Below are 22850 nucleotides of genomic sequence, written 5' to 3'. Positions count from 1 at the left end.
GGTGCGGCGTTACTTGGCCTTCATCTTTTCGTAGATGGCCTTGCAGGTCGGGCAGACCGGGAACTTCTCCGGGTCGCGCCCCGGCAGCCACTTCTTGCCGCACAGCGCGCGCACCGGCTTGCCGGTCATGGCCGATTCAAGGATCTTGTCCTTGGGCACGTAGTGCGAGAAGCGCTCGTGGTCGCCCGGTTCAATCTGTTCCTGCTTGATGAGCTCCTCGAGCTCACGATCCAGCGTCGACGTTCCGCCGCCGGGCTGGCCTGGTTCTGCGATGCTCGCGCGAAAGTCAGTCATGCGCCCAGTCTAAAACAGCCGCGAGGCTGTGGCCATGCGTGCGGCGTCGGGTCAGGCACGAAGCGCCGAGGCGAGGATCTCGGGACCACGGCGTTCGAAGGTGCGCGCGCCCAGCCAGACACCCGCGACGAGGGCGCTGACACCGATGCCGAGGCCCCAGAACAGGGCCGGCAGATGCCAGACGGGATCGGAGAAGATTCCCAGCAGACCCATGATGATCGCCGGCAGCGACAGCAAGATCGCGCCGATGAAGGTGAGCGACTGGATCAACGCAGCCGTGGTATCCGACGATTGCGGCTGGGAGAACGGGCTGTCGCCCGGCTTCGTGGCCGGGTACGGGAAGCGGGCGGAGGTGAAGCTGGAGAACCCGAGGCCCGACAGCAGGATGCTGGTGCTCACGCCGAGCATCGACGGGAGCACGCTCCAATCGCCGTGCAGGAAGATGCTGATGGCGGATCCGAATCCGATCAGCGGAATACCGACGAGGAGCACCGGGATGAGCCGGCCGACCCGGTCGGCGGTTCCCCGGGTGCCCGACACCACGTGCAGCCAGACGGCGGTGCTGTCGAAGGCGACGTCGTTGTGCGTCGCCCAGCCCAGGAACACGCACATCAGCGGCACCGGCAGGAGGGCCAGGTATTCGCCGGGGACTCCGGCGATCGACAGCGGTATGACGGCCAGCACGGGCACGACGGGGATCATCACCAGCGAGACCCAGTAGCGGGAGTCACGACCCCAGTAGGTGAGGCTGCGCGCGGCAATCGCCCCGACGGAGTTCGGCGGCAGGCGATCGAACCAGCCGAGTCCACCGTAGTTCCTGACCTGCGCCTCGCGTCCGGGTGTGACGAGCATCTTCGCCACCAGCGCCTGCCAGGCAAGCCAGAGCAGATAGACCACGGCAGCGGCAATGAGCAGCTTGAGGAACGCGGCGCCCCACTGCCCCGTCGCGGCATCTCCCGGCACCGACCAGCCGGCTCCCAGGGGCGTCCAGCCGAGGATGCCGCCGAGGCCGCCGAGCACCGCGACGCCGTCCCGACCCCAGTCGACATTGAGCAGGAGGATGACCAGGGGCGAGATCATGACGAGGAGGAGCACTCCGACGATTCCGGTGAACTCCCGCGACCGTCGTGTGGCCAGCAGGAATGCCGCGATCGACGTGCTCACTCTGGCGGCCAGGGTGCAGGTCGCCAGCAGCAGCGCAGCGGCGACCAGCGCGAGCAGCGTCTCCATCACTCCGCGGGACCAGGTCACCACCGTGCCGAGCAGCACGATCGTGAGCACGATCGCCGGCACCCCGAGGAGCGCGGACACCGCCAGGCCCAGCGACAGCCGGCGATTCGGGATGCCGAGCACGGCGAACGCGCGCGGGTCCATGCTGTCGTCCACACCGAAGACCAGCGGCACCAGGAAGAAACCGAGCACGACCAGGGACCCGGCGACGATCATCCCGTCGCGCACCAGGGCCGCATCGCCCACAGAACGCAGGCCCACCAGCACGACGACAATTCCCACCGCCAGGGCCAGCCCGTAGAGGAGGCCCACCGCGATCCCCACGACCTGCCAGGGACTACGCCGGAAGAGATTGGCGAGCAGCCGGAGTTTCAGTCCGAGAAACTGTGCAACCATTCCATGCCTTCCACAACCTTGCGCCCACCGGCCAGCTCGACGAATCGCTCCTCGAGCGTCTTCGCACCGCGAACCTGGGCGATGGTGCCGGCGGCGAGCACCTTTCCGTGCACAATGATCGCGACATGGTCGCAGACCCGCTGGATCAGGTCCATGCCGTGGCTGGAGATCACGACGGTGCCGCCGCTGGCCACGTATTTCTGCAGGATTTCGGTGACGTTGACCGCCGAGACCGGATCGACTGACTCGAACGGTTCATCGAGAACGAGCACGCGGGGAGAGTGGATCATGGCGCAGGCAAGCGCGATCTTCTTCGTCATGCCGGCGGAGTAGTCGGCGACCAGCCGGTTGAGCGCGTCTTCGAGGCCGAAGGCGGCCGCGAGGTCCGCGGACCGCAGCCGCACGGTCTCGGCGTCGAGTCCGCGAAGGATCCCGGAGTAGTACAGAAGCTGGGCCCCGGTGAGCCGGTCGAAGAGGCGCAGTCGGTCGGGCAGCACTCCGATGATCCGCTTGGCCTGGACCGGGTTTTTCCACACGTCGACGCCGTTCACGCGGATGGATCCCGAGTCCGGGCGGAGCATGCCGGTGATCATCGACAAGGTCGTCGTCTTGCCGGCGCCGTTCGGACCAACGATGCCGTAGAACGAGCCGGCTCGCACCTCGAGGCTGATGTCGGACACCGCAACGTTCTGCCCGAAGCGTTTGACCAGGCCGGATGCGTCAATCACGACCGGCGCTGCTTCCAGTGCGGATGCTGCTGCCGGCGCGGCCACCGGCTTGCGCGCGGCGCTGGGCTTCTGGCTGCGAGCGGGGGCGGGACGGCCTGCGGCCGGGAGTGTCCTGGCCCGCTCGACGTCCGGGGCGGACACGGCCGGCGCAGCCTCGACCGGCACCGACACGGAAGGGGGCGCGGCGGACTCGGCGACAGTGCGTCCGCCGTCGGATACGAGCGCGGCGGCGGTTGCGGCGGCTGACGTCGCCGCGGCCGTCGTCGTCGCAGACTTCGCCGCCGCAGACTTGGCGGCTGCCGACCTGGCGGCGGTCGACTTGGCGGCGGTCGACTTGGCGGCGGCGGACCTGGCGGCGGCGGATTTGGCGGCCGTCGACTTTGCCGCGGCCGACCTGGCGGCTGTCGATTTGGCGGCCGTGGAGCGCGCCGCGCCGGTCTGTGCTGCCGCGTCCGACTTCGCCGCGGCGGTCCTGGCCGCACTCGTCCGGGCGGCGGTCTGCGCAACGGTCGACTTCGCCGCCGGTGGCTTGGCAGCAGGCGGCTTGGCAGCGGCCGGGCGGGTCGCTTTCGGTGCTGCCGGGCGACTCCCGGAGGTGGACGTCGAGGCGGACGTCTCGGTGGACGTCTGGCTACCGCTCACGGCGCCGCTGGCGGGCTTCCGAACCGGAGGCTTGCGCACGGTTTTCGCCTTGTCGACGAGGGGCGCGGTCGCCGCGGCATCCGTCGACGGCCGGTTCCCGAGGGACGACTCAACGGCCGCCGCGCGGGAGGCGGAGGCCGTCTCTTCGGGCTCAGAGTCGGGCGTCAGGGGAGTCACCTCGCTAACCTACCAAGGACCGTCTGGACACGTGCGATCGATCCGAAATCAGTTCCGCCAACCTGTGAAAATCCTCCACGAACCACCACAAAACCGACACACGGGCCGGGGCGGGGTTCCCTCCGCGAGGGGCGACGCGGTACACTGACGTTGGCATAATGGTGTGTCTTAACGTGAACTTATGGGTGAACCGCAGGCAAACTTTCGACTTGAGAGTGCTGTGCCGCGGTCATCCACACCCCTTTTTGAGGAGATAATCGTGACCACCCAGGTAGTCATTCTTGCAGCAGGCATGGGCAGCCGCCTCGGCCGCTCGCTGCCCAAGCCCCTGACCGAACTCAGCGACGGCCGCACGATCATGCAGCAGCAGTTCGACAACATCGCGCACGCTTTTGGCTCCAGGGCCAAGGTCACGATCGTTGTCGGATACAAGCTCGAGCACATCATCGAAGCGTTCCCGCAGGCATCCTTCGTGTACAACGAGCAGTACGACCAGACGAACACGTCGAAGAGCCTCATGCGCGCCTTGCAGGCATCCGCGCCCGGCGGCGTGCTGTGGATGAACGGCGACGTCGTCTTCGACCCGGCCATCCTCGACCGCGCGGCAGCCATGATGGCCCGCGACCAGTCGTTCGTCATGGTCAACACCGACAAGGTCTCTGACGAGGAAGTCAAGTACACGACGAGCGCCGAGGGATACATCAAGGAGCTCTCCAAGACCGTGAAGAACGGTCTGGGCGAGGCCGTCGGCATCAACTACATTTCCGCCAAGGACAAGGCGATGCTTCTTCGCCACCTCGCCAAAGTCGGCGACCAGGACTACTTCGAACGCGGAATCGAGCTGGCGATCGAGAAGAACCGACTCCTCGTCGAGCCCGTCGACATCTCCGACTTCTACGCCGTCGAGGTCGACTTCGCCGAAGACCTGGAGCGCGCAAACCTCTTCGTTTAGTCAACCGCGGCACGAGATCTGAAATAGGACGGGTGCAACCGGGCGAACAGCCCGGCTGCACCCGTCTTTCACGTCTTCCGTTCGGGGGCCGGGGCGGGCGCCCCTACGATAGACCGCGTGAGTAGTTACGCCGAAGTGCGCCCCGAGCAACGCACCCCGTTCGCGCGATACCGCCATTCGCTCTGGCTGCTCACCCAGCGTGACCTGCGGGTGCGCTACTCCACCTCGGTGCTTGGCTACTTCTGGTCCATACTCGACCCGCTCGTGATGGCCGGCATCTACTGGTTCGTCTTCACCCAGGTCTTCGACCGCACGGTCGGCAATGATCCGTACATCGTCTTCCTGCTCGCCGCGCTCCTGCCGTGGATGTGGTTCAACGGGGCGATCTCCGACTGCACGAGAGCGTTCCTGCGCGAGGCGAAGCTCATCCGTTCCACACGGATACCGCGCACGATCTGGGTCAACCGACTCGTGCTGTCCAAGGGCATCGAGTTCCTGGCATCCGTTCCGGTGCTGGTGATCTTCGCGGTGGCCTACGGCGCCCCCGTGACCCAGGGCATATTCCTCTTTCCGCTCGCCATCCTGATCCAGACGGTGCTCACGGCCGGAATCGGGCTCATGGTCGCGCCACTGGTCGTGTTCTTCCGCGACCTCGAACGCGCCATCAAGCTCGTGCTGCGCTTCCTCTTCTACGCGTCCCCGATCATCTACGCCACGAGCGACCTTCCGTCCGGGCTGCAGACCTGGGCCGCCTTCAACCCGCTCAGCGGACTGTTCAGCCTCTACCGCGCCACGTTCTTCCCGGAACAGGTCGACTGGTTCGTGGTCGGCGTGAGCGCCGTGATGTCGCTGATCTTCCTCGCCCTCGGCCTGTTCGTCTTTGCACGCACGGAGCGCGCCGTATTGAAGGAGATCTAGTGGCGGCCCCCGTGATCGCACTGACCGATGTCGGAATCCGGTTCCGCCGGAATCGGCGCGGACGTCGAAACTTCAAGGATCTCTTCGCCGGCCGGAAGCGCCGCAGCCGCCCGGGCGAGTTCTGGGCGCTGCGCCATGTCTCGTTCACGGTGCAGCGCGGGGAAGCGATCGGTGTCGTCGGCCGGAACGGCCAGGGCAAGTCGACGCTGCTCAAACTCGTCACCGGCGTCGTGCTGCCCGACGAGGGCACCGTGCACGTCGTCGAGGGCGTGGCTCCGCTGATCGAGATCACCGGTGGATTCGTGGACGACCTCAGCGTGCGCGACAACGTCTACCTGACCGCCGGTCTTCACGGCATGACCCGCAAGCAGATCGACTCGCGCTTCGATGACATCATCGAGTTCGCGGAGATCGCGGACTTCATCGACACCCCCTACAAGCACCTCTCGAGCGGGATGAAGGTACGCATCGCCTTCGCTGTCATCTCACGCCTCGAGGAGCCCATCCTGCTGGTCGACGAGGTGCTCGCCGTCGGAGACAAGGCGTTCCGCGAGAAGTGTTACCGGCGCATCGAGGAGCTGCTCGCCGGCGGACGCACGCTCTTCTTCGTCTCGCACAACGAACGCGACCTGCGCCGGTTTTGCACACGCGGTCTCTACCTCGACAAGGGCGACCTCGTTCTCGACGCGTCCATCACTGAGGTGCTCGCCCGCTACAACGCCGACTACGGCATCAAACCAGCCTGACCTCGCCCCGCGGTCCGGCCGGGGTGCGGCGCGCAGCCCGGCCCGGCGTCTCCTCCACAGGGGCCGCCCCCACCGCCTTGCCATCGCATCCGCCGGCCGGCGCCGCGGGACGCGCCGGCACGTCGGATGCCGCCGCTACCGTGACCGCCATGACAGCCAACGACAAACAACGGGTGCGACGCCTCTCCTCGACTCCCCTGCCCATGGCCTACCGCGTGCCCTGGCGCGTGGACCGCCGCCACGCCCCCACCTACCTCCTGGTCAACGCCGGGCCCGAGCCACTCTGGGGCGTGTCCGCGAGCATCGTCGGCGCGGCCGTTATGGGCGCCTCCGCGCCGCGGCGACTGCTCCCCGGCGAGGCTCTCCCCGTCACGGTTCGCGGCCGCGAGATCGCACGGGACACCGTGCTTGTCGTGCGCTGGTTCCGGCCGTGCGGTGACGAGTACCTGTGGCGGGTGAGCTTCTAGCCGCGTCCCCGGCGCGCCCGGGCTTCCTGCTCGCGCCGGAAGTCCAGGGCCGTGTAGCTGTCGCGAGTGGGCGGCAATTGCTCGTCCGTGAGCCCGACGAGCAACTCGCTCGGCTCCAAACCGAGAACGACGGCCAGCCGGATGAGGGTGTGAAAGGTCGGGTTTCCGTGGCCGCGGTCGATGCGCGCGTAGTTGGACACGTTCAGCCCGGCGAGGTGAGCCACCGTCTCCTGGTTCAGAGAGAGGGCGAGCCGCCGTTCGCGGAGCCGGAGCCCCAGGATCCGGGACGCTTCAGATTTCGGCTCAGGCATCCCTCATGTTTAGTTGCACGGTTTCTTAGGCACCAGATTGTCTAGGCGCAGGGCTTTTATGCGTGACGAGTCCCGACAGGCTCGACCACCGGAGGGGTCCCGACCACCGGGGGCGCATGCGTAAACTCGAGGGACGACCATGGAGGGATGCGCAATGGCCAGGAAAGCGAAACCGATCATTTCGGAAACGGGCGGGACGCCCATGGGCGGGCAACTGCCGTCCGGGGTCGCCAAGGGGTTCGACCGCCTGATGGCGATCCATCGCCCGGCGGTGCTCGCTCACATCCGTGACATCCGTCGCCGCAACCCCGGCGCGACCCCCGATCAACTCATCGTGATCCTCGAGCGGCGCTACCTGACAGCGGTCACGACCGGGGGCGCCGCCGTTGGCGCAACCGCCGTCATCCCGGGAGTCGGTACCGGCATCACACTGGCCCTCTCCGGCGTGGAGACGGCCGGGTTCCTCGAAGCGACGGCCCTCTTCGCGCAGTCGGTCAGCGAGGTGCATAACATCGCCATCGAGGACCCGGACCGCGCTCGCGCGCTGGTGATGACCATGATGCTCGGCCGTGAAGGTTCGGATCTCGTACGCCAGCTCGCCGGGCAGTTCTCCGGAGGCGGAACCGCCAGGACCGCGTACTGGGGGGAATTGGTCACCACCAGCATGCCGCGCGCGATCCTCGGGCCGCTCACCGACCGACTGAAGAGCGCGTTCATCAGGCAGTTCGCGGCCAAGGGCGGCGCAAGCCTGATTGGCAAGGCAGTTCCGTTCGGGATCGGCGCCGTCATCGGCGGGGTCGGCAACCGCATCCTGGGCCGGAAGGTCGTGCTGTCCTCCCGCCTGGCCTTCGGGCAGCCCCCTCAGCACTACCGCCAGGAGCTTGACCCTCGTGTGCGCGAGATCACGGTCGGTGCCGGCCGGATGGCCCAGCTCGGCCAGGGCGCGCGCTCGGCGCTGCCGCGGGCCCTGCAGCGGCGGAAGCCTGTCCCGCACGCGGACCTCATGCCCGAACCGCCCGCCGGACCGGTGGTCCCGATTCCGCCGGCCGGCGGCTGAGGCGGCCGGGGCGGCCGGGGCGGCTGGCGCGGCTGAAACGACTGTGGCGGCTGACTAGGCCGCGTCGCTGCCCTCGGTGTCTTCGCTGGCGCCTTCGCTGGCCTCTTCGCTGTTGCCGTCGCTGCCCTCGAGCATTCCTCGCTCGTCGACGACTTCCGGTTCGCCCGCGTGCAGCGCGGCGAACCGCTCCCACTCGTCCATCAGGTGCTGCACCGCGGCGTGGAACCGGGCCGTGGCCGCTCCCGGCGTGGTGTCGCCGAAATATCGCTGCACCCACACAGCAAGGCGCGCCTCGGCCGTCGGGTCGTGCGTCAGCCGATCCACGTCAGCCACGACGTCGGCGGCGTCGGCGGAGTGCAGCCACTCGCAGTCGGACAGGTAGCCGCTCGTGTCGATTTGCGCGACCGGGTTCAGCGGCCGGGTCACCATGAGCGGCTTGCCCGTGGCGAGCCGGTCGTAGACCATCGCTGAGATGTCGACGATGGCGACATCGGCCGCCGAGAGCTGCCAGCCCAGGTCTGCCCCGGTGTCGTAGATGTGCTGGGCCGAGGAGTCGCGGGCATTGGCCGCCTCGATCGACGCGATGATCTGCTTGTTCGCCGCCGCGTAGACGGAATCGATGACGCCGCTGCGGGGGTGCGGGCGGTAGATGACGCGGTGCCGTCCGGTGCCGAGCAGCGCCGACACGAGGGCGACGCCGTGCGTCGCGATGGAGCCGTAGGCGGCCGCGGGGCGGTCGCCTTCCCATGTCGGGGCGTAGAGCACCACCTGGCGCTCATCCGGCGCGTAGGGCAGCTCACCGGTGAAGTAGTCGGCCTGGGGCCGCCCGATCTTGATCGCCCGCTTATCGAAGTCGTAGTCCCACAGCACCTTGTTCAGCCGCGCAAGCGCGGCATCGCCGGCCACGAACGAGTAGTCGTACGCCTTGAACTGGTTGGTGACCATGTACATTTTGTCGCTCTCACCGTGATTGATGAAAACGTGCCAGCGACGCCCGTAGCGCATCATCTGGAAGTTCCTGGCGTTCTGGTTGACGTAGAAGACGATGCGGATGTCCTGGTCCGCGATCACGTCCTCGAGGTCGGAAACCTTGCGCACGTGGGCGACGGGGAGGGGCGATTCCTCCAGGAGCGTGAGGGTGCCGCCGCCGGTACGGCTCAACACGAGCACCGGCCAGGTCTCGGCCAGCCTGGCGAGCGGCTTGTACCACTGGCGCATCTGGTACATGTTGACCGGGCCGTCGGCGAAGTACACGGCGATCTTGAAGTGGTTCGCCGGTAATTCCACACCGGCCTCGCGTCGTTCCCGCAGCAAACGCGACACCTTGCGGGACGAAACGGCGTCCTTGACCAGCTTGAACGCAAGCTTGATGTCTTTTTTGATACCCACGTTTCCAGCCTACCCAGCCTGCGGCGGCGAAGAGTCAGACGACAGGAGGGCGCCCGGCCAGCGTCATGCGCCAGAGCGTGCGGGCGGACAGGGGACGGTGCTCCCCCGGGTCGGTCGCCCATCCTTCACGCCAGCCCTCGAACCAGGCCGTCAGGGCCGGCCTGTTGCGTGCCCAGCGCAGCACCTGGATGGCGGTCCACGACCCGACGTAAATCGGGATGAAGAACGCCGGCAGGTTCCGGCGCGCCAGCCACACCCGGTTGCGAGCGTTGAGCCGGTAGTACTCGGCGTGCCTGGTGGGGTGCATCACGGGGTGATTCGCCTCAAGGTCGCCGGCGTACCAGACGCGGAGCCCCTGGTCCCAGACCCGCCAGGCCAGTTCGATGCCCTCGTGGGCGTAGAAGAATGGTTCTGCCCAGCCGCCGGTCGCGTCGAAGACGGCGCGCGGCATCAGCACGGCGCCCTCCCAGACGGAGAACACGTCGCTTGAGTGGGTTGCCTGGCCCTTGAGGATGCGCGGGATCCACCGCCGGGGTGAGCCGGGGTCCCCGGGGTCGACGACCCGGGGCTGCAGCAGGCCGATGCTCGGGTCCGCACGGAGTTTGTCGATCGCGTCGATCAGGAAGTTCGGGTCGGGAATGCTGGCATCGTCGTCGAGGAAGAAGAGGAACTCGCCGCTGACCTGCGAAACCCCGCGGTTGCGGCCGGCCGGGATGCCGAGGTTCGTCGGCAGCCCGAGGGAGGTGACCTCCTTGGGCAGGCCGGTCGGCTGCCAGCCGTTGCCGACGCAGACGATGTCGAGGTGCACCCCCTGCTGGGCCAGCAGGCTGCGGATGCCGCGATCCAGGTCATCCGGCCGCGTTCCCTGCGTAAGCACGACGACACCGACGGTGGGTGTCGAGTTCGGGGCTGGAGTGTTCCGGCTAGGAGCGGACACGCTTGGAGGCCATGATTGCGACGAAGTGGCCGATGAGCGCCAGGAAGGCAAGCGGGACCAGGGCGATCAGCACGGCGCGGTCGACCAGCGGCTGGCCGGCGAAGAGGCCCACGAGGGCGGCGACGAAGATCAGCATGGTCAGCTCGACCGAGTGGTACAGCCGGTGGAAGGGCAGGAAGCGGGCCAGGCGACGGAGTTTCACGAGGGTGCCGGAGGTGGGCGCCTTCTCCCCGTGTGTGTCGGCGAGCTTCGTCAGGCCGGCGTTGGCCCGGGCGACGTGGACCATGTCGTTGAGCGCTTTGTTCAACACGATGATGAGCGCGAGCAGGACTCCGAGGGTCGTCCAGAGGAAATCCGCCGGGGCCTCGAACGGGTACGCGGCCGCACGGATGCCGAGGGCAATCGGGATCAGCGCCTCGGTGCTGTAGTGGCCGACCTTGTCGAGGAAGACGCCGGCGGGCGAAGACGTCTTGCGCCAGCGGGCGACCTCGCCGTCGCTGCAGTCGATGAGCATCTGCAGCTGTCCGAGAACGAGGGCGAGCAGGGCCCCCCAGATTCCGGGGATGAGGAGCGCGGCCGCGGTCGACCAGCCGACCAGGATCATCAGGCCGGTCACGCCGTTGGCCGAGATAGGAGTCTTCAGCAGCATCCACGTGACATACGGAGAGAGGTCGCGCAGGTAGAGCGAGGCCGTCCAGTGTTCGGCGTTGGCACGCAGTCGAACCTCGGGCGGTTGCGCAACGGCGCGGAGCTCGGCGATGGAGGAGGGCCGTGCCGCCGCCGGGGTGCCTGGCGTCATAGTTACCTTCCCGCGTGTGCGGTGATGTTGCTCGTGAGTTTGAGGTAGCCGAGCACGAAGCCGACGCCCCAGCAGAAGTGGATGCACGGCAAGACTACGAGAAACCAGAGGGCAGCACGAAACCCGTCGGGGCGCGTCACCGCGATCGTAGCCGCCAGCACGAAGACGAGGTAGACGGTGGGCATCACGAAACCGAGCAGCATCCACGGTGCCGTGCCCGCAATGAGCTGCACGAGCCCGGCGATTCCGAGCAGCAGCCCGATGGTCACACCGACGACCATGACGGGTGGCACGAAGTAGCGGAGGCCGTTGGACTCGGGGAAGCGCCGTGCGAGCTCTCCGCGCCACAGCCCGGTCGACAGCATCTGGCGGGCCAGGCGGGACAGGCTGGGTCGGGGGCGGTAGAGCACCTTGAGCCGGGGAGTGAACCACACCGAGCCGCCGGATTCGCGTAGGCGCCGGTTGAGTTCCCAGTCCTGGCCGCGCTTGATGCTCTCGTCGAACAGGCCGACGCTGAGGATGCTTTCGCGTCGGAAACAGCCGAGGTAGACGGTGTCCGCCTCGCCCTCTTTGCCGCCGACGTGGAACGGTGTGCCGCCCAGGCCCACGCGCGTGCCGTAGGCGCGGGCGACGGCTTTCTGGAAGGCGGTGACTCCCTGGGCGTCCATGATGCCGCCCACGTTGGCCGCGCCGGTGCGCTCGAGGGTCTCCACGGCGATGCGTGCGTAGTCAGGGGGCAGCACGGAGTGCGCGTCGACACGGATCACGACCGGGTAGTGCGATGCGCGGATCGCGGTGTTGAGGCCCGCCGGGGTTGATCCGACCTCGTTCGTGACCACCTGGATGCGCGGGTCGATCGCCGCCATCTCTTCGACGAGCTCGGTGGTCCCATCGATGCTCGGGCCGAGGGCCAGGGTGACTTCGAACGGCCCCTGATAGTCCTGCTGGAGGAGGCTGTCGACGGCGGCGCGCACATGCGAGGCCTCGTTCAGCACGGGCATCACATAGGACACGCCGACGAGCAGTTCGTCTGCGTTCTGGGGCACCGGGCTGGCCGTCTTTCCGTTTGTGGGGCGGGTCGCTAGAGCCTATCAGGCACCGTATTTCACCCGGGGATGTGCGGACGCGACTGCGCCGCCGGTGTTGAGCCGGCGGCGCAGTCGCGTGGGAAGGAGCGATCGGTCAGCTGGTGAGCTCACCAACCGTGACGGACACGGTGACCGCCTTGCCGTCGCGCACGTAGGTGAGCTTGGCATCGGCACCCGCGGCGAGGGCGCGCACCTGGGCGGTCAGGTCGTTGGCATCGGTGATCGGCACCCCGTTGAAGTTGGTGACGACGTCACCCGACTCCAGGCCGGCCTTTTCGGCTGCGCCTCCGGAGGAGATCTCCTTGATGAGCGCGCCGACGGTCGCACTGTCGGCGTCGCTGCTCGCACTCGTGACCGAGGCGCCGAGCAACCCGTGGGTTGCCTTGCCGTCGGCGATGAGCTCGTCAGAGATGCGCTGGGCCAGGTTCGACGGGATGGCGAAGCCGACGCCGATGCTGCCGGCTGCGGCTTCGGAACCTCCGCCGGCGTTGGCGATGGCCACGTTGATCCCGATCAGCTGGCCCTTGCCGTTGAGCAGCGCGCCGCCGGAGTTGCCGGGGTTGATCGCGGCATCCGTCTGGATGACGGGCAGGGAAATGCTGCCACCCGACTGGCCGGACTGCGGCTGCTGGCTGCCGTCCTCGTTCGGGATGTCGAAGTTCCAGAAGTCGAACGGGTTCTGGCCGTCGTTCTGGTCCGGCGTGGCCTCTTCGGTCTTCGGCGCGGCGGAGGAGGCGACCGTGATGCTGCGGTTGAGCGCGCTCACAATCCCGTTTGTCACGGTGCCGGCCAGCCCCAGCGGTGCGCCGATGGCGATCGCCGTGTCGCCGACGTTGAGCTTGGCCGAGTCGGCCCAGTCCATCGCCTTGAGCCCCGAAGCATCGGTCAGCTTGATGACCGCGAGGTCGGAGACCGGGTCGGTACCGACGAGGGTCGCCTTGTACAGCTTGCCGTCCTGGCCGGTCACCGAAATCTTCGCGTCGGCCACGGCGCCGTCGAGGGTCACGACGTGCGTGTTCGTGAGCACGTAGCCGTCTTCGCTGAGGATGACGCCGGAGCCCGTGCCGCCGGCACTGCCGCTGGCCACGCTGATCGTGACGACGCTCGGCGATGACTTTGCGGCCACCGCGGTGATTTCGTTAACGCTTTCGCTGTTGTTGACGACGACGTTGCCGGGTCCCTCGGCCTGGCTGACCGGCACGCCGCTGCCCTGCTGGGTCAGGACCAGCGCGGTGACGCCGGCACCGGATGCGCCGCCGACGAGGGCGCCGATGGCCAGGGCCGCGATCAGGGCGACGCTCCCCTTGCGTCGCTCCTTCGGCGGGGCGGAGCCGAGCTGTTCGGTCGGGTAGTCGCCGGGGTATGCGGCGGTCGCCTGGGCCTGCGGCGCGCCCTGGACACCGGGGCCCGCGGCGCCGGGCACCGGGAACGGGCGTCCGAACGCATCGGTGCCGTAGGACTCGGTCGGACCGGTCTCGTTGAATTTGGGGGCCGTGGGGGCCGAGGGGGCCGTCGGTTCGGCGGGGACCTCGGGCGTGCCGTAGCCTCCGGATGCCTGCGGCCGGGCCGGCGGAGCATCCGTCACGGGAGGCGCGACGGGCGCGGCCTCGACGGGCGCAGACCCGGCGGGCTCGGCGGCCTTCGGCTGGTCTGGAGTGCTGCCTGGTTCTTCAGTGCTGTCGGTCATGGTGTGCTCCTTCCAAGCGTTGCCAGCTTTGCGCCCGAACCTGAACGTTTTATATGCACAGACTGAGAGCGTCCCATGACGAGGCCGTGACCTTACCCGGGGTGGCGCGGCTGCGTTCGGTCAGCAGCCGGGGCCGCTCGGGTTGCGGGTGCACTCCCGATCGACCAGCACGGTTCTCGCTGTGCCGGCGCGGGCGGTGATCGGGTTAGCCGGCACGGCCAGCGTACCCCCAATGCCCCGCCACGGCTGGCCCGCGAAACGGTACTGGGCCGAGTAGTCGACAGTGAGCGCGATGACGAAATCCCCGGCATCGAGGTAGGTGTGGCTGGTCGCCGTTTCCGAGAACTCGGGCAGGTGCAGATCGGCCCAGCTGGCCCCGCCCGTGGCCGAACCGCCCGTCGTTCCGTCGCCGTAGGCCCAGCGGTAGCCCGCGGGCGTGAACCTCACCTCGGCGGGGAACCCGAGCAGCAGTCCCGACCTGGTGTGCGCGGATGCCGCGGCGAAGAAGTTGGTGGGGAGCCCGATCACGATCCAGCCGTTGGGTTCCATCCCCTGGGTCGGGATGACGGGCTGGAAGTTCACCAGGTCGCTCATGCTCACCACGAGGCTCGGGTCGCAGGGCGATCCCGGCGCGCAGTTGACGAAGAAGGGGTCCCGCACGATCACCAGCGGGTCCACGACGGTGACGGTGCCCTGGTCGCCGTTCTGGTCGGGGTTCTCATCGGTCTGGGCCCCTCCGTCGGCCCCGGGAGGCGCTCCACCGCCTCCGCCGGAGTTGCTGTCGAACCCTGCCGACAGGTCCACCCCGCCGTGGTCGAACACGCCGTTGGCTTCCGGGCAACTGCCCATTTGTACGTCTGCGCGACTGCAATCCCCGCCCGCGGCCGACGCCGCTGGCGGGCCCCCGATCGACAGAATAATTCCGATGAGCACTACTATCAACGCGGCCTGTCGGATCATCAGCAGATCCCCGCGCCTTGCCAGACGTCGGCACTTGCAACGAGGAGTTCTACGGGATCCGTGGATGCGAGATCGAATGACACCTCGAAAGGGGTGCGATCTGGCCGACTCGGCGAAACCACGGATTGACCGCGTGAGTCCAGGAAGTCCACCTCAGACACGTCTGAACACAGGTACACGGTGAGCACTCCGCGACCCTGCACCGTAGCGTCACCGCGCGACTGAATTGTCATGTTTGAGAACAGGCTCCCGCCCGTGCTTCTCAGTCCTTTTGCCTTGGTTCGCCCGTAGCTTTCGATCTCAAGTTCCGCGAGGCGTGTCGACGCGTATCCCTTGATGCGCTCTGGACCGGACCCCCCATCCATAAGAATCTGATCGGACATGTGTAGGTAGCCGGCGTAGGCCTTCTTGGCAGCGGCGAGTGCTTCCTCGTCTGACGCGAAGACCGGGGCATCCGTGGCGGCGGCCGTGTGGCCGGGAACGGGAGTCGGCGCCGGGGCACACGCGGCGAGCGCCGGCAGCGCGAGCATCACCGTGGCGCACACGGCGAGTAGGTGATGGGACTGAGTCCGCATGCGCTCACGCTAGGGCAGAAGCCCACCGCAGCGCGCGATCTATCCACAGGGTCCGAGACACGAGGCGACGACACATGTCGTAGCTTGGACCCATGCAGGTGACACGATGACGATTCCCGGCGGCTGGCAGCGCACGGCCCGCGGGGCCGGACTCCTCGCCGATGACGGCAGCGTCACCGCGAGCATCTTCGCCGAGATGAGCGCCCTGGCCGGTCGAACCGGAGCCATCAACCTCGGCCAGGGCTTCCCCGACGAGGATGGGCCAACCGAAGTACTCGAGGCCGCCCGGAAGGCGATCGCCGACGGAATCAACCAGTACCCGCCGGGGCGCGGCATGCCGGTGCTCCTCGAGGCCATCGCCCGGCACCAGCACCGGTTCTACGGCCTCACCGTCGACCCCGGATCCGAAGTACTCGTGACCGCCGGCGCGACCGAGGCGCTCGCCGCCACGATGCTCGCGCTCCTCGGGCCGGGCGACGAGGTCGTCACGTTCGAGCCGTTCTTCGACGCCTACGGCGGACTGATCGCGCTCGGCGGGGGCATCCATCGCACGGTGCGGCTGCGTGCCCCCGATTTCCAGCCCGACCTGGATGAGCTTCGCGCCGCCGTCACCGACCGCACCCGCCTCATCGTCGTGAACAACCCGCACAACCCGACCGGCGCGATCTTCCCCCGGGAGACGCTCGAGCTCATCGTGGAACTCGCGCACCGGCACGACGCGATCATCGTCACCGACGAGGTCTACGAGCACCTCACCTTCGGCGAGCCCCACGTGCCCGTTGCGACCCTGCCCGGGGCGAGGGAGCGCACCATCTCGATCTCCTCGGGCGGCAAGACGTTCAACACCACCGGCTGGAAGATCGGCTGGCTCACCGCGCCCGCCCCGTTGGTGACGGCGATCCTGGCGGTCAAGCAGTTTCTCACCTACGTCAATGGGGCACCGTTCCAGCCGGCGATCGCCACCGGCCTTGACCTGCCCGACACCTTCTTTGCCGGAATCGCGGCGGACCTCAGAACCAAGCGCGACGTTCTGGCTCGCGGGCTGACAGCCGCGGGGTTCGGCATCACCGTGCCGCAGGGGTCTTATTTCATCGTCGCGGATGCCGCGCCGCTGGGTTACCCGGACGGCGCGGACTTCTGTCGCCGGCTGCCCGATCTCGCCGGGGTCGTCGGGATTCCGATCTCGGCCTTCTGCTCCCCGGAACACCGGGCCGAGTACGCGTCGCTCGTGCGCTTCGCGTACTGCAAGAAGCCGGACCTGCTCGAACAGGCCGCCGCCCAGCTGTCCGGTATCTCGCGGGGTTCCGCCCACTGAGTTGCGGACAAAGTACCTTTACCAGCGACATGAAGGTGCGATGTCCGCAACTCAATCGGGAGGCGGGCGGATGCGGCGGGTGGCTAGTGGACCAGCGCCGGGTAGTCGGTGTAGCCGGCCGCACCGTCGCCATAGAAGGTCAGCGGGTCCGGCGTGTTCAGCGGCAGGTCTTCCAGCCACCGGCGCACGAGGTCGGGGTTGGCGATGGCCGGGCGCCCGACGACGACGGCGTCGGCGAGCCCGTCCGTCAGGAGCCCCCGCGCTTCGTCGCGGGTCGTGACGGTGCCGAAGCCGCTGTTGATGAGCGCCGGTCCGCCGAACCGTGCCCGCAGCTCCTGCACCAGCTCACCGGCCGGGTCCTTGTGCAGGATGCTCAGGTAGGCGAGCTTAAGCGGGGCGATCGCGTCGACCAGGGCGCCGTAGGTGGCCAGCACGTCCGCGGCATCCGGCTCGAGGGCATCCTGGATGTTGTGCTCCGGCGAGATCCGCAGACCGACGCGCCCGGCGCCGATGGCCTCGGCCACGGCCGTGACCACCTCGGCCACGAAGCGCGCCCGGTTGGCCGGGGATCCGCCGTAGGCGTCGTCACGCACGTTCGAGGCCGGGGAGAGGAATTCGTGCAGCAGGTAGCCGTTGGCGGAGTGAATCTCCACGCCGTCCAGGCCGGCCGCGATGGCGTCCCTGGATGCCTGGATGAACTCGGCAAGGATGCCCGGCAGCTCATCCGTGGCGAGCGCCCGTGGCACCGGGAATGCCTGCTTGCCGTCATAGGTACGCGTTTCGCCGTCGATCGCGATCGCGCTCGGTGCGACGACCTCGCGGCCACCATTCGTTCCCTCGTGCGAGACACGTCCGGCGTGCATGACCTGCGCGACGATGAGGCCGCCTTCCGCGTGCACCGCCTCGGCCACGTTCTTCCAGCCCTCGAGCTGCTCCGGCGTCACGAGGCCCGGCTGACCGGGGAAGGCCCGCCCGGCATGGCTGGGGTAGGTGCCCTCTGAGACGATCAGCCCCAGCGACGCCCGCTGCCGGTAGTGCTCCACCACGAGCGGCCCGGGCACGCCCGCAGTTCCGGAACGCAGGCGGGTCAGGGGAGCCATGACCATCCGGTTGGACAGTTCCAGCTCGCCGAGGGTCAGGGGGGTAAACAAATTCACAGAGAACTCTTTCCGTTGAAGCGGTAGTACGTGGGGGAAGCGGGTTCCCCCTGTCGCCAACCTCGCCGTCCACAGCCCTATTCCGCCACCCGGCCAATCCACAGCCCCCGCCGGCGCCGAACTCCAGCCATGAGCACCCTGTTCCCGCCCACGCGACCCGCAGCGGAGCGCACGCCAATTCCCTCGGGATACTGCCCCTTCCCGATCACGACGGATGCCCGGACGTTCGGCCTGGCGACCAGTTCCGTGGCGGTGGGTTCGGGCCCCGTCACGGTGCGGCACGGCCGCCGAACGGGCGGCGACACCGCAACGATCCTGCTGCACGGCGCGGCCGGGTCGTGGTCGACCTGGACTCCCCTGCTGCGCGCCGCCGACGCGCTCGCGACCGGCGATACGCCGTCCGGCGCCTCCCTCGGCGACCTGATCATCCCGGACCTCCCGGGCTGGGGCGACACTCCCCTGCCGAGCGACGAGGACGCGCTCACCACCGAGGCGATGGCGGCCCTGGTTGCCGAGCTCGCCCGGGCGCTCGGCTACAGCCGCTGGGTGGTGATCGGCCACTCGATGGGCGGCTTCATCGCGCTGGAGCTGGCCTCAGCCGAGGTGCGCGCGACGGTGTCCGTCGGCCTGGTTTCGGCCACGACGTTCTCGGTGATCGAGAGTGTCCGGCATCCGCTGGCCCGGTTCACGCTGCTGCCCGGATTCACCGCGCTCCGCCAGGTCATGCGGGCCCTCGGCCTGGCCGGGCGGGCCGGCACGGCGTTCGTTCGCGGCCTCGAACGGATGTCGCTGCTCCGCCCTCTCGTGGCGCCCCTGTTCAGCCGGCCCGGCCTGATCAGCGCCAGCGTCGTCGCCGCCCTCGGCGCCGAGGCCCGCCCGCGCGCGTTCGGCCGCGCCTCGAGGCGCGCCGGAGACTACGACCCCGAGTCGGCGTGGTCACGCATCGAGTGCCCGGTGCGTGCCCAGCAGGGCGACACGGATGTCTTCGTCGCCGACTCCGACGCCGCGCGGCTGGGCCGCGTCATCCGCGACTTCACGTCCTGCACTCTGGTCGACACCGGACACTTCGGGCACATCGAGCGGCCCGAGGAGACGCTGCGTCTGCTCCCCCGCCGAGGCTAGGGAACCCTGGACACCTTGTTCTCGACAGCGGCCAGGCGTGCGTCGAGCGCGTCGAGGCGAGCCAGCACCTGCCGATTGACCTGAGCGTTGTCCTCGCCGGCCCGCGTGGCGCCGGTTCCCGCCAGGGCGATGTCCTTCTTGTTCTTGAAGTACATCGCGAAAATGGCGATCGTGATCCCGCCGATGATCGCAGCCAGGGGTATTGAGTAGACCCAGTAGTCCATGTCAGTGCGTCCTTTCCCGGTGCGGGCGCCGACTCAGTCGTTCTGACACCCGCTGGGCCACACCCTACCCACGGGGCCGCCCGGTGTCGCTTCTCTTGCGGTGGGCTTGTGAAGCGAGGATAGTTGAGAGAACCTCCAGCTCCTTTGTGAGTGGTTATAATCGCTTTCATCAGCTTCCGGAACCCCAATTTACCGACCGACTGAAAGCGGCACCATGGGCTCGTTGACATACGACAGGGTGACAGTCGATTTCGATGATCGAATTCTGGCTCACTTGCAGATCGTCATTGTGCAGAAGCTCCGCCGGGGCGAGAGCTTCCTGCTCTCCTGGAGGAATGCCGCGGAGGTCGGTGACGGCCGCAGCTCAGCCTGGCTGCACCCCGCCATCCCGCTCTACTTCAAATTCTCGGGAGGCCAGCCTCCCTCGATCAATCCGCTGTGGCTCGCCCAACTCACCCGCTCCGCCAACAGCTCGCAGGGGCTCGTGGCCACCGGTGAGGACCGCTCAATGGTCGAACCGGCTCATTCCTCCCGGCCCGAAGCCTCGTTCCACATCCACGCCGCTCCAACCTCGCAGTCGACCGTGGCAAGAGAAGGCTGAGCCGTGCTGCCGGCCCAGGCTAGCGAGGGCCGACGCCGAATCGACGCAGGGCGAGAGCCGGGTTGAGGGCCCGCACGGCCGCGATACGCTGCGCCGAGACCCAGGCCACCGCGACGTCCGTCGCCTCGCCGATCGTCACGAGTTCGACGCCCATCGGATCGACGACCATGCTGTTGCCCGCCCCCACGGGCGGGGCGTGGTCCGCTGCGGCCAGATAGATCGTGTTCTCCAGGGCGCGGGCCGTGACGAGTGTGCGCCAGTGGTGTTCTTTCAGCGGTCCGCGCACCCACTCGGCCGGCACCAGCACGAGCTCGGCCCCCGCGTCGACGAGGCGCCGGGTCACCTCGGGGAACCGTATGTCGTAACAGGTCTGAAGTCCGACGCTCAGGCCGGCCAGGCCGAACGTCTCCGGCGGCTCGATCTCGCCCGCCAGCACCCAGTCGGATTCGCGATCGCCGAAGGCATCGTAGAGATGAAGCTTGCGGTACTTCGCCACCAGGCGCCCCGCGGGGTTCACCGCGACGACGGTGTTGGAGAACCGCTCCCGCCCTGCGGTCTGCTCCAGCATCCCGGCCACGACGTACACGCCGAACTCCGCGGCCAGCTCGCCGAGCGCGACCACGAACGGGCCGTCCAGCGGCTCAGCCGCGGCGACGAAGGCCGGCCCCATCACCGGCTCGAAGAAGGCCGAGTACTCGGGGAACACGACCAGGGCCGCCCCGCGGTCGACCGCGGTTGCGGTGAGCGCGCGCATTGCCCGAAGGTTCTCTGCCCGGTCGGCTCCCGGCCGGAACTGCGCGACGGCGACCCCGATGGCGGCCGCGGAGCCGGCGGCGGGAAGGCGGGGGGGCAGGGGATGTTTCATGGCGCCAGCCTATCCGCGGTGCGGCGGTGCGGCGGTGCGGCGGCCGTGCGGCGGCCGTGCGGGCGTTCCGAATGGGCGGGGTCGCGATAACTGCATCACGTCGTGGCACCATGTGGGCAGGGCTCAGCCGACGCAGAGGACGTGACGATGAGGATCCTGGTCGTGGAAGACGACGATCAGATGGGCGAGCTGATCGAGCGCGGGCTCAGCGCCGAGGGCTACGACGTCGTTCGGGTGTCCAACGGGGTCGACGCCCTCATCGCCGCATCCGCCGACGGGTTCGCCCTGGCTGCAATCGACGTGATGCTTCCGCACATGTCCGGATTCGAGATCTGCCGCCGCATCCGCGAAACCGGCAACACGATGCCGTTGCTCCTGCTCACAGCCCGGGACACGGTTGACGACCGCGTGTTCGGGCTGGACAGCGGGGCAGATGACTACCTCACGAAGCCGTTCGCCTTCCCCGAGCTCACCGCCCGGGTACGCGCACTCCTGCGGCGTCACGCGATGGGGACGCCTCCGATCCTGGAGCTGGGCGCGCTCGTGCTGGATTCGCGCGACCTCACCGTGACGGTGGCCGGCCGCCCGGTACCGATGAGCCCCAAGGAAGGGGCACTGCTTCGCCTGCTCTGCAGCCGTGCCGGAACCACCGTGAGTCGGACGACGATCCTGGAAGAGGTCTGGCACGGCACCGGGCACATCGACCCGAACATCGTCGACCAGTACGTCAGCTACCTGCGTCGGAAGATCGATCCGAGCACTTCCGGAGTGCGGATCGTGACCGTGCGCGGCTCGGGGTACCTGGCCGAGGCGGCGGAATGAAGGGGCTGCGGGCGCTCTCGATCCGCGCCCGCATCACCCTGGGAAGCCTGCTGATCGCCGCGGTCTTGTTCGGCATTGCGGCCACGTTCTTCCGGCTCGAGGTGCAATCGATCCTCGATCAGACAACGGCGACGTTGCTCGAAAACGACACGGCGCCGGTCGCGGCCGAGCTCGGCAACGACCCGACCCGGGCGCCGGACCCGGCGGGCGAGGGACAGCTCATCGCCGTGGTGGATCCCAACGGCACCGTTCGGGTGAGCTCCCTTCCCCGGAGCCTCATCAAACGCATCTCGTCACTGGTCACGCTGGGCGACGATCCCGAGCTCGTCGATACCGGCAGGAACACCTATCGCGTCGTGGCAGAGCAGGTTCGCACACCGGACGGAACCTGGATTGTCGTGGCCGCCCGCAACCAGGAAGCGTTGACGCTGCTCCTCGACGAGCTCACCCGGGTGCTCATGATCGGTGCCGCCGTGCTGCTGGTCGGCTTCGGCATCGCGTCCTGGCTGCTCACCGGGGCCGCCCTGCGACCGGTGAACCGGCTGCGAGCAGAGGCAGAGAGCCTGAGTTCGAGCGGGTCGGGGGCGCGGCTGGCGGTGCCACCGGGTCGCGACGAAGTCAGCCTGCTCGCCGTCACTCTCAACACGTTCATCGGTGCGCTGCGTCGCGGCATCGACCGGGAAAAACAGGTCGTGTCGGATGCGAGCCATGAACTTCGCACTCCCCTGGCCGTTCTCAAGGCCCAGCTGGACCTGGCCCACCTGGATGCCGGCGACGCTGCCGCTCTCGAGCGGGACATCGATGAGGCATCCGCCACCGTTGACCGGCTCACTCGACTGGCCACCAATCTGCTTGAGTTGTCGAAGTTGGAGAGCGAACAGACCAGGCCCGAAATCAGCTGGACGGACCTCACCTCCGAGATCACGGCCTCAGTCGACCGGGCGCGCGCCGTCCAGGACAGTCGCGGCCTCGAAGTGGGCTACGACACCGGCGGCGCCGATCCCGCCGGCCGCTACCCGATCTCGCGCACGAACCTCGGCCAGCTTCTCGACAACCTCATCTCCAACGCAATGACCGCCATGGACGGGCACGGGACGGTGACGGTGACGGTGAGTGTTCGCCAGGACGACAGTGCGGCGCTGCTGACGGTCGCGGATACCGGCCCCGGGATGCCCGACGAATTCATCCCGCTGGCCTTCGATCGGTTCTCCCGCCCGGACCCGTCCCGCGCGGGCACATCCGGTGGCTCCGGCCTGGGTCTGGCCATCGTGCGGGCGATCGTCGATCGGGCGCACGGATCCGTCGAATTGCGAAACACCGACCCCGGGCTGTCCGTGCTGGTGAAGCTCCCCCGCACCACGCCGGGAAGTCTGTGAAACTTCGCAGGAATA

At 68.2% G+C, this 22850-nt stretch carries 24 protein-coding genes; 10 read left to right on the top strand and 14 right to left on the bottom strand.

All coding sequences use genetic code 11. The features are described 5' to 3' along the window. Positions 1–9: 9 nt before the first annotated feature. Genes BLQ39_RS11675 through BLQ39_RS11665 form a run of 3 tightly spaced genes read right to left on the bottom strand, consistent with a single transcriptional unit; the run spans position 10 to position 2693 of the window. Positions 10–294 (bottom strand): DUF3039 domain-containing protein, encoded by a 285-nt coding sequence (locus BLQ39_RS11675; RefSeq protein ID WP_092324178.1) that lies wholly within the window; start codon positions 292–294, stop codon positions 10–12. Positions 295–345: 51 nt separating this feature from the next. Then, on the bottom strand, positions 346–1920 hold the full coding sequence (locus BLQ39_RS11670; RefSeq protein ID WP_092324177.1) for a hypothetical protein: 1575 nt from the start codon (positions 1918–1920) through the stop codon (positions 346–348). Beyond that, entirely contained in the window at positions 1896–2693 is a 798-nt protein-coding gene (locus BLQ39_RS11665) for an ABC transporter ATP-binding protein (protein ID WP_338419129.1), read from the bottom strand. Before BLQ39_RS11665 ends, BLQ39_RS11670 begins: the two co-directional genes overlap by 25 nt. A 1033-nt stretch (positions 2694–3726) precedes the next feature. Here BLQ39_RS11665 and BLQ39_RS11655 point away from each other — a divergent pair. The 4 genes from BLQ39_RS11655 to BLQ39_RS11640 all read left to right on the top strand — a co-directional run bounded on the left by BLQ39_RS11655 (position 3727) and on the right by BLQ39_RS11640 (position 6550). Then, the gene (locus tag BLQ39_RS11655) at positions 3727–4419 is read left to right on the top strand and encodes a phosphocholine cytidylyltransferase family protein (protein WP_092324172.1); all 693 of its coding nucleotides are present in this window, start codon (positions 3727–3729) and stop codon (positions 4417–4419) included. A gap of 117 nt (positions 4420–4536) precedes the next feature. Beyond that, positions 4537–5337 (top strand): ABC transporter permease, encoded by an 801-nt coding sequence (locus BLQ39_RS11650; protein WP_241982932.1) that lies wholly within the window; start codon positions 4537–4539, stop codon positions 5335–5337. Next, a complete protein-coding gene (locus tag BLQ39_RS11645; protein WP_092324169.1) occupies positions 5337–6083 on the top strand; it encodes an ABC transporter ATP-binding protein in 747 nt (248 codons plus the stop codon). The genes BLQ39_RS11650 and BLQ39_RS11645 overlap by 1 nt, the downstream gene beginning before the upstream one ends. Positions 6084–6232: 149 nt before the next feature. Beyond that, positions 6233–6550, top strand: coding sequence for a hypothetical protein (locus BLQ39_RS11640; protein ID WP_134575400.1), 318 nt, complete (start codon positions 6233–6235; stop codon positions 6548–6550). Here the strand turns inward: BLQ39_RS11640 and BLQ39_RS11635 are convergent. Next, complete coding sequence (locus tag BLQ39_RS11635) at positions 6547–6861, bottom strand: helix-turn-helix domain-containing protein (RefSeq protein WP_092324165.1); 315 nt, start codon at positions 6859–6861, stop codon at positions 6547–6549. The two genes, BLQ39_RS11640 and BLQ39_RS11635, sit on opposite strands and share 4 nt — an antisense overlap. A gap of 154 nt (positions 6862–7015) precedes the next feature. Here BLQ39_RS11635 and BLQ39_RS11630 point away from each other — a divergent pair, with 154 nt between their 5' ends. Continuing rightward, entirely contained in the window at positions 7016–7918 is a 903-nt protein-coding gene (locus tag BLQ39_RS11630; protein ID WP_134575401.1) for a hypothetical protein, read from the top strand. Positions 7919–7972: 54 nt separating this feature from the next. Here the strand turns inward: BLQ39_RS11630 and BLQ39_RS11625 are convergent, their stop codons facing one another. The 7 genes from BLQ39_RS11625 to BLQ39_RS11595 form a co-directional block, all read right to left on the bottom strand. Further along, a complete protein-coding gene (locus BLQ39_RS11625) occupies positions 7973–9307 on the bottom strand; it encodes a CDP-glycerol glycerophosphotransferase family protein (protein ID WP_135109431.1) in 1335 nt (444 codons plus the stop codon). Between the two features lie 34 nt (positions 9308–9341). Next, complete coding sequence (locus tag BLQ39_RS11620) at positions 9342–10244, bottom strand: glycosyltransferase family 2 protein (RefSeq protein WP_092324161.1); 903 nt, start codon at positions 10242–10244, stop codon at positions 9342–9344. Then, positions 10231–11043, bottom strand: a complete 813-nt coding sequence (locus BLQ39_RS11615; protein ID WP_092324160.1) for a CDP-alcohol phosphatidyltransferase family protein — start codon at positions 11041–11043, stop codon at positions 10231–10233. Before BLQ39_RS11615 ends, BLQ39_RS11620 begins: the two co-directional genes overlap by 14 nt. 2 nt (positions 11044–11045) lie before the next feature. Beyond that, the gene (locus tag BLQ39_RS11610) at positions 11046–12044 is read right to left on the bottom strand and encodes a glycosyltransferase family 2 protein (protein WP_092324197.1); all 999 of its coding nucleotides are present in this window, start codon (positions 12042–12044) and stop codon (positions 11046–11048) included. Positions 12045–12225: 181 nt separating this feature from the next. Further along, on the bottom strand, positions 12226–13818 hold the full coding sequence (locus tag BLQ39_RS11605) for a S1C family serine protease (RefSeq protein WP_092324158.1): 1593 nt from the start codon (positions 13816–13818) through the stop codon (positions 12226–12228). Positions 13819–13938: 120 nt separating this feature from the next. After that, positions 13939–14667 (bottom strand): hypothetical protein, encoded by a 729-nt coding sequence (locus BLQ39_RS11600; protein ID WP_134575411.1) that lies wholly within the window; start codon positions 14665–14667, stop codon positions 13939–13941. Positions 14668–14777: 110 nt separating this feature from the next. Further along, a complete protein-coding gene (locus BLQ39_RS11595) occupies positions 14778–15353 on the bottom strand; it encodes a hypothetical protein (RefSeq protein ID WP_092324155.1) in 576 nt (191 codons plus the stop codon). Positions 15354–15459: 106 nt separating this feature from the next. On the opposite strand from BLQ39_RS11595, the gene BLQ39_RS11590 reads away from it, so the two are divergent. Beyond that, the gene (locus BLQ39_RS11590) at positions 15460–16668 is read left to right on the top strand and encodes an aminotransferase class I/II-fold pyridoxal phosphate-dependent enzyme (protein WP_092324154.1); all 1209 of its coding nucleotides are present in this window, start codon (positions 15460–15462) and stop codon (positions 16666–16668) included. Between the two features lie 83 nt (positions 16669–16751). On the opposite strand, the gene BLQ39_RS11585 is transcribed toward BLQ39_RS11590, so the two are convergent. Then, positions 16752–17825, bottom strand: coding sequence for an alkene reductase (locus BLQ39_RS11585; protein ID WP_092324152.1), 1074 nt, complete (start codon positions 17823–17825; stop codon positions 16752–16754). 129 nt (positions 17826–17954) lie between these two features. On the opposite strand from BLQ39_RS11585, the gene BLQ39_RS11580 reads away from it, so the two are divergent. After that, positions 17955–18947: an alpha/beta fold hydrolase gene (locus BLQ39_RS11580; protein ID WP_092324151.1), complete on the top strand. Its 993-nt coding sequence runs from the start codon at positions 17955–17957 to the stop codon at positions 18945–18947. On the opposite strand, the gene BLQ39_RS11575 is transcribed toward BLQ39_RS11580, so the two are convergent. Next, entirely contained in the window at positions 18944–19171 is a 228-nt protein-coding gene (locus BLQ39_RS11575) for a hypothetical protein (RefSeq protein WP_092324149.1), read from the bottom strand. The two genes, BLQ39_RS11580 and BLQ39_RS11575, sit on opposite strands and share 4 nt — an antisense overlap. Positions 19172–19385: 214 nt before the next feature. Between BLQ39_RS11575 and BLQ39_RS11570 the strand changes: the two genes are divergently transcribed. Next, positions 19386–19772, top strand: a complete 387-nt coding sequence (locus BLQ39_RS11570) for a DUF7882 family protein (protein WP_241977186.1) — start codon at positions 19386–19388, stop codon at positions 19770–19772. Positions 19773–19791: 19 nt separating this feature from the next. Here BLQ39_RS11570 and BLQ39_RS11565 read toward each other — a convergent pair whose 3' ends face one another. Next, positions 19792–20637: a carbon-nitrogen hydrolase family protein gene (locus tag BLQ39_RS11565; RefSeq protein ID WP_092324148.1), complete on the bottom strand. Its 846-nt coding sequence runs from the start codon at positions 20635–20637 to the stop codon at positions 19792–19794. Between the two features lie 147 nt (positions 20638–20784). Between BLQ39_RS11565 and BLQ39_RS11560 the strand changes: the two genes are divergently transcribed. Together BLQ39_RS11560 and BLQ39_RS11555 are read left to right on the top strand one after the other, a co-directional pair. Further along, positions 20785–21459, top strand: a complete 675-nt coding sequence (locus tag BLQ39_RS11560) for a response regulator transcription factor (RefSeq protein WP_092324146.1) — start codon at positions 20785–20787, stop codon at positions 21457–21459. After that, entirely contained in the window at positions 21456–22835 is a 1380-nt protein-coding gene (locus BLQ39_RS11555) for a sensor histidine kinase (RefSeq protein ID WP_092324145.1), read from the top strand. Before BLQ39_RS11560 ends, BLQ39_RS11555 begins: the two co-directional genes overlap by 4 nt. Positions 22836–22850: the final 15 nt, after the last annotated feature.

This window comes from Cryobacterium psychrotolerans (assembly GCF_900101115.1).
Taxonomy (GTDB): Bacteria; Actinomycetota; Actinomycetes; order Actinomycetales; family Microbacteriaceae; genus Cryobacterium; species Cryobacterium psychrotolerans.
This window is presented reverse-complemented; position numbering and strand designations above follow the sequence as displayed.

What these genes read in the sequence shown, in the direction of transcription:
- BLQ39_RS11640 (WP_134575400.1), top strand. Translation starts at nt 6,233, where the DNA reads ATGACAGCCAACGACAAACAACGGGTGCGACGCCTCTCCTCGACTCCC.
- BLQ39_RS11615 (WP_092324160.1), bottom strand. Translation starts at nt 11,043, where the DNA reads ATGACGCCAGGCACCCCGGCGGCGGCACGGCCCTCCTCCATCGCCGAG.
- BLQ39_RS11605 (WP_092324158.1), bottom strand. Translation starts at nt 13,818, where the DNA reads ATGACCGACAGCACTGAAGAACCAGGCAGCACTCCAGACCAGCCGAAG.
- BLQ39_RS11590 (WP_092324154.1), top strand. Translation starts at nt 15,460, where the DNA reads ATGACGATTCCCGGCGGCTGGCAGCGCACGGCCCGCGGGGCCGGACTC.
- BLQ39_RS11565 (WP_092324148.1), bottom strand. Translation starts at nt 20,637, where the DNA reads ATGAAACATCCCCTGCCCCCCCGCCTTCCCGCCGCCGGCTCCGCGGCC.
- BLQ39_RS11595 (WP_092324155.1), bottom strand. Translation starts at nt 15,353, where the DNA reads ATGCGGACTCAGTCCCATCACCTACTCGCCGTGTGCGCCACGGTGATG.
- BLQ39_RS11670 (WP_092324177.1), bottom strand. Translation starts at nt 1,920, where the DNA reads ATGGTTGCACAGTTTCTCGGACTGAAACTCCGGCTGCTCGCCAATCTC.
- BLQ39_RS11610 (WP_092324197.1), bottom strand. Translation starts at nt 12,044, where the DNA reads ATGCCCGTGCTGAACGAGGCCTCGCATGTGCGCGCCGCCGTCGACAGC.
- BLQ39_RS11675 (WP_092324178.1), bottom strand. Translation starts at nt 294, where the DNA reads ATGACTGACTTTCGCGCGAGCATCGCAGAACCAGGCCAGCCCGGCGGC.
- BLQ39_RS11570 (WP_241977186.1), top strand. Translation starts at nt 19,386, where the DNA reads ATGGGCTCGTTGACATACGACAGGGTGACAGTCGATTTCGATGATCGA.
- BLQ39_RS11630 (WP_134575401.1), top strand. Translation starts at nt 7,016, where the DNA reads ATGGCCAGGAAAGCGAAACCGATCATTTCGGAAACGGGCGGGACGCCC.
- BLQ39_RS11560 (WP_092324146.1), top strand. Translation starts at nt 20,785, where the DNA reads ATGAGGATCCTGGTCGTGGAAGACGACGATCAGATGGGCGAGCTGATC.
- BLQ39_RS11575 (WP_092324149.1), bottom strand. Translation starts at nt 19,171, where the DNA reads ATGGACTACTGGGTCTACTCAATACCCCTGGCTGCGATCATCGGCGGG.
- BLQ39_RS11635 (WP_092324165.1), bottom strand. Translation starts at nt 6,861, where the DNA reads ATGCCTGAGCCGAAATCTGAAGCGTCCCGGATCCTGGGGCTCCGGCTC.
- BLQ39_RS11600 (WP_134575411.1), bottom strand. Translation starts at nt 14,667, where the DNA reads ATGGGCAGTTGCCCGGAAGCCAACGGCGTGTTCGACCACGGCGGGGTG.
- BLQ39_RS11555 (WP_092324145.1), top strand. Translation starts at nt 21,456, where the DNA reads ATGAAGGGGCTGCGGGCGCTCTCGATCCGCGCCCGCATCACCCTGGGA.
- BLQ39_RS11580 (WP_092324151.1), top strand. Translation starts at nt 17,955, where the DNA reads ATGAGCACCCTGTTCCCGCCCACGCGACCCGCAGCGGAGCGCACGCCA.